This window comes from Roseimicrobium gellanilyticum (assembly GCF_003315205.1).
GTDB classification, from domain to species: domain Bacteria; phylum Verrucomicrobiota; class Verrucomicrobiia; order Verrucomicrobiales; family Verrucomicrobiaceae; genus Roseimicrobium; species Roseimicrobium gellanilyticum.
Genome location: NZ_QNRR01000028.1, coordinates 1 through 5,242, shown reverse-complemented (window position 1 = coordinate 5,242; position 5,242 = coordinate 1). Strand labels below are relative to the sequence as shown.

Annotated in this window: 2 tRNA genes and 3 rRNA genes; all 5 read right to left on the bottom strand. The window is 51.9% G+C overall.

Annotation, left to right across the window (positions count from 1 at the left end):
* Positions 1–39: 39 nt before the first annotated feature.
* Positions 40–154, bottom strand: a 5S ribosomal RNA gene (rrf, locus tag DES53_RS32295).
* A 223-nt stretch (positions 155–377) separates the two neighbouring features.
* A 23S ribosomal RNA gene (locus DES53_RS32290) occupies positions 378–3,172 on the bottom strand.
* Between the two features lie 119 nt (positions 3,173–3,291).
* Positions 3,292–3,368, bottom strand: a tRNA-Ile gene (locus DES53_RS32285).
* A 46-nt stretch (positions 3,369–3,414) separates the two neighbouring features.
* Positions 3,415–3,487: transfer RNA gene (locus DES53_RS32280), tRNA-Ala, on the bottom strand.
* Between the two features lie 113 nt (positions 3,488–3,600).
* Positions 3,601–5,135, bottom strand: a 16S ribosomal RNA gene (locus DES53_RS32275).
* Together the 16S, 23S and 5S rRNA genes with 2 tRNA genes alongside form the textbook arrangement of a ribosomal RNA operon.
* Positions 5,136–5,242 lie beyond the last annotated feature (107 nt).

Here is a 5,242-nt window from a genome sequence, read left to right as displayed (position 1 = left end):
CAAGGCCGTTCCATTTCTGGAACGGCCTTGAATGAAATAAACTGGCGACTGCCTACTTTTGCGTGACCTTTCGTCAGGCTATCATCGGCTTTGCAGCGTTTCACTTCCGTGTTCGGGATGGGAACGGGTGGGTCCACTGCGGGATATCACCAGAAATCTATCCAGGGGCACTGCTCTTGGGAGCGGTGGGCTGGCCAGAGTCCTGATGATGGACTTTGGGTTTAACAAGGCCGGTAATTGCTGGCAACTGGAAGCTGCTATCAACTATCGACCCTCAACTATCAACTACTTCGGGGAGACCGGAGGGTTGGTTGAAAACTGCACACAAGGTCTGAAACGATAATGTTGTGATATGGGATGAAACAGGGATGCAAGGATGATTAAAAATGTATGGACTATTAGTAGTGATACGCTGAGCAGGTTACCCTGGCTTGTACGTTCACCCTATCGCGTGGTAGTCTTCCACGGTCCTGTGATAACTAATCTTGGGATGAGCTTGGCGCTTAGATGCTTTCAGCGCTTATCTCTTCCGCACTTGGCTACTCAGCCGTGCCACTGACGTGTCAACTGATGCACCATAGGTGCGTCACTTCCGGTCCTCTCGTACTAGGAAGAAAACCCCTCAATTATCATGCGCCCACAGAGGATAGAGGACCGAACTGTCTCGCGACGTTCTGAACCCAGCTCGCGTGCCGCTTTAACCGGCGAACAGCCGGACCCTTGGGACCTTCTCCAGCCCCAGGATGCGACGAGCCGACATCGAGGTGCCAAACTTGACCGTCGATATGAACTCTTGGGTCAAATCAGCCTGTTATCCCTAGCGTACCTTTTGTCCGTTAAGCGACGGCAATTCCACTTTAAGCCGCCGGATCACTTAGGCCTACTTTCGTATCTGTTCGACTTGTTGGTCTCACAGTTAGGCGTGCTTATGACTATGCTCTCGACACGCGATTGCCAACCGCGCTGAGCACACCTTCGCGCTCCTCCGTTACTCTTTGGGAGGATACCGCCCCAGTAAAACTGACCAGCTGCCATTGTCCTATAAATACAGTTAGAATCGCCAACACCAAAGGGTGGTATCTCACTTTTGGCTCCACCTGACCCGAAAGTCAGGCTTCAAAGCCTCCCACTTATGCTGAGCATTGAAATCGGCGAGTCAGTGACAGCCTACAGTTAAGGTGCATAGGGTCTTTCCGTCCTTCTGCGGGTAGGCGGCATCTTCACCGCCACTACAAATTCACTGAGCGCCTCGTTGAGACAGCGGTCAACTCGTTACACGATTCGTGCAGGTCGGAACTTACCCGACAAGGAATTTCGCTACCTTAGGACCGTTATAGTTACGGCCGACATTCACGGGGACTTAGGTTCAGAGCTTCGCCTTGCGGCTAACCCCTTGCCTTAATCTTTCCGCATTGGTCACGTGTCACATCGTATACGTAGACTTTCGTCTTAGCACAATGCTGTGTTTTTGATAAACAGTCGGTTGACCCAATTTACTGCGACCCCTTGCGGGGCATCCCTTCTCCCTAAGTTACGGGACTAGATTGCAGAGTTCCTTAACGAGGGTTCACTCTTGCGCCTGAGCGTGTTTCGCTCACCCACCTGTGTCGGTTTGCGGTACGGGTAATGTGGGAACGATCTGTCGCTTTTCTTGGCGGGTGGTGTCCCTAGCGCGGTCAGGCCGAAGCCCTCCCTGCCAAGTCAATAAGGTCTGCTAAGACCACCTCCCGCAACAACAGTACTTAACCACACCAGTACAGGAATATTAACCTGTTATCCATCGCGTAGACATCACGCCGTAGCTTAGGACCCGACTAACCCTGGGACGAACATCGTTGCCCAGGAAACCTTGGGTTTATGGCGGGCCAGTATTTAACTGGCCTTATCGTTACTTATGTCTGCATCCTCTCTTCTGGAAGCTCCATCGTCAGTTACCTTCAGACTTCGCAGCCGCCAGAATGCTCCTCTACCAAGCTTTCGCTTCCAGAGCTTCGGTACAACGCTTATCGCCAATCATTTTCGGCGCAAAATCTCTCGATGAGCCAGCTATTACGCACTGTTTAAATGATGGCTGCTTCTAAGCCAACATCCTCACTGTCATTGAGATTTTACTTCCTTTCCACTGAGCGTTGTTTGGGCACCTTAGCTGCTGGGCTGGGTTGTTTCCCTTTCGACAATGAAGCTTATCCCCCACTGTCTTACTGCCACGCTTCATACAGAGGTATTCGGAGTTTGATTGAGGTTGGTAGGAAAAATATCCCCCTAGCTCATTCAGTGCTCTACCCCCTCTGCTCAGCACGTGACGCTGCACCTAAATACATTTCGAGGAGAACCAGCTATTACGGGGTTTGATTAGCCTTTCACTCCTACCCTCAACTCATCCGAGAATTTCTCAAGATTCACCGGTTCGGCCTTTCACGTTGTTTTACCAACGCTTCTGCCTGGTCAAGGGTAGATCACCACCGCTTCGGGTTTGGCTGCTGCTGCTTGGGCGCCGGTTAAGACTCGCTTTCGCTGCGCGTATGCCCCTGAAAGGCTTACACTCGCAACAACAACCAACTCGCAGACTCATTAAGCAAAAGGCACGCCATCACCGGACAAGCCGGCTCTGACACCTTGTTGGCACATGGTTTCAGGGACTATTTCACTCCGCTCACAGCGGTTCTTTTCATCTTTCCCTCGCGGTACTTGTTCACTATCGGTCATCAACGAGTATTTAGCCTTACACCGTGGTCGGTGCAGATTCATGCGAAGTTTCACGTGTATCGCATTACTCAGGAGTTCCTATCCTATCGTCGGTTTTCGGTTACGGGCCTGTCACCCTCTATGGAGCAGCTTTCCTGAAGCTTCACCTAACCTATTGTCAGAATATCGGAGTCCTACAACCCCGGGAGCAAAGCCCCCGGTTTGGGCTGTTCCGCTTTCGTTCGCCACTACTGACGGAATCACTTTCGTTTTCTTTTCCTCTGGGTACTGAGATGTTTCACTTCCCCAGGTATCGCTTCTCATATGCGGAGCATATGAGATACAGTAGATGACTACTGTGGGTTATCCCATTCGGAGATCCCCGGGTGAGCTTCACGGCAGCTATCCGGGGCTTATCGCAGCCTTGCGCGTCCTTCATCGCCTGTTGATGCCAAGACATCCACTATGTGCCTTAGTTATTTTTAATCAGTCATTGAATTTGTTTGCATCTTGTCTCTGGCTCTTACACCAGGACATCACTGAACATTTTTCAGTTTGTGTGCAGTTTTCAAAGAACTCTCCAGATCTTCATTCCAGCGGTGAGAGTGGTGGGCCTGATAGGACTCGAACCTATGACCCCCGCCTTATCAAGGCGGTGCTCTAACCAACTGAGCTACAGGCCCGCAGGTCGCTCTCGCTTCGCTTAGCCCGCTTTCGCTGACTAACGACTGGAGGCAAGGGGATTCGAACCCCTGACATCCAGCTTGCAAAGCTGGCGCTCTACCAACTGAGCTATACCCCCGTTTCGTGAGGCTGATGTTCACACAGAACTACTTTATTCCAACAGAGGCTAAACAATGCACTGCAGATTATCACACCCAATGGACTTCATGATTACTCATGAGGTTCCTATAGAAAGGAGGTGATCCAGCCGCAGGTTCCCCTACGGCTACCTTGTTACGACTTCATCCCAGTTACCAGCCTTGCCTTAAACCGATGCCTCCTTGCGGTTGGCGCACGATCTTTGGGCGAAGCCAGCTTCCATGATGTGACGGGCGGTGTGTACAAGACCCGGGAACGTATTCACGGCGCCGTAGCTGATGCGCCATTACTAGCGATTCCAACTTCATGCAGGCGAGTTGCAGCCTGCAATCTGAACTGAGCCCAGCTTTCTCGATTTCCTCCACCTCGCGGTCTCGGTTCACTTTGTGCTGGGCATTGTAGTACGTGTGCAGCCCTGGCCGTAAGGGCCATACGGACTTGACGTCATCCCCACCTTCCTCCCAGTTGATCTGGGCAGTCTAGTCCAAGTGCTCGGTAAAACCGGTGGCAACGGACTACAGGGGTTGCGCTCGTTGCGGGACTTAACCCAACATCTCACGACACGAGCTGACGACAGCCATGCAGCACCTGTGCAAAGCGTGTATTGCTACACTAGCTGGCTTTCACCAACGACACAATGCATGTCAAGGCCAGGTAAGGTTCTTCGCGTTGCATCGAATTAAGCCACATACTCCACCGCTTGTGCGGGTCCCCGTCAATTTCTTTGAGTTTTAATCTTGCGATCGTACTTCCCAGGCGGCACGCTTATCGCGTTAGCTTCGGCACGGAAAGGGTCACTTCCCACACCAAGCGTGCACCGTTTACTGTCAGGACTACCGGGGTATCTAATCCCGTTTGCTCCCCTGACCTTCGTGCCTCAGCGTCAGATACTGTCCAGAGCCCAGCCTTCGCCACTAGTGTTCCTCTCGATCTCTACGCATTTCACTGCTACACCGAGAATTCCAAGCTCCTCTCCAGTCCTCTAGCACAGGAGTATCGGATGCAATTCGGAAGTTGAGCTCCCGGATTTCACATCTGACTTTCTGCGCAGCCTACGCACCCTTTACGCCCAGTAATTCCGAACAACGCTTGAGACCTCTGTATTACCGCGGCTGCTGGCACAGAGTTAGCCGTCTCTTCCTCTTGCGGTACTGTCAATCCCACACGCAGTTAACGCATGGGCCTTACTCTCGCATGACAGGAGTTTACAATCCGAAGACCTTATCCTCCACGCGGCGTCGCTCCATCAGGGTTGCCCCCATTGTGAAAGATTCTCGACTGCTGCCACCCGTAGGTGTCTGGACCGTGTCTCAGTTCCAGTGTGGCTGGTCATCCTCTCAGACCAGCTACCCGTCGTAGCCTTGGTGAGCCGTTACCTCACCAACTAGCTGATAGGCCGCGGGCCAATCAGGAAGCGACAGGTTACCCCGTCTTTAGTCTTGCGACCACATGGAGCATTAATCCAAGTTTCCCTGGGCTATTCTCCTCTTCCCGGCATGTTACCCACGTGTTACGCACCCGTTCGCCACTGAATATTCCGATATTGCTACCAAAATATCCCGTTCGACTTGCATGTCTTATCCACGCCGCCAGCGTTCGTTCTGAGCCAGAATCAAACTCTCCAAAAATTGGAGCATCTCTCATTTTAAAAAGAGACACTGACTTTATTACTTAACTTTTTGTCCACTGCTATGTGCAACCATGCAGTGCATTGTTTAACCTCTGTTTTTGGTGG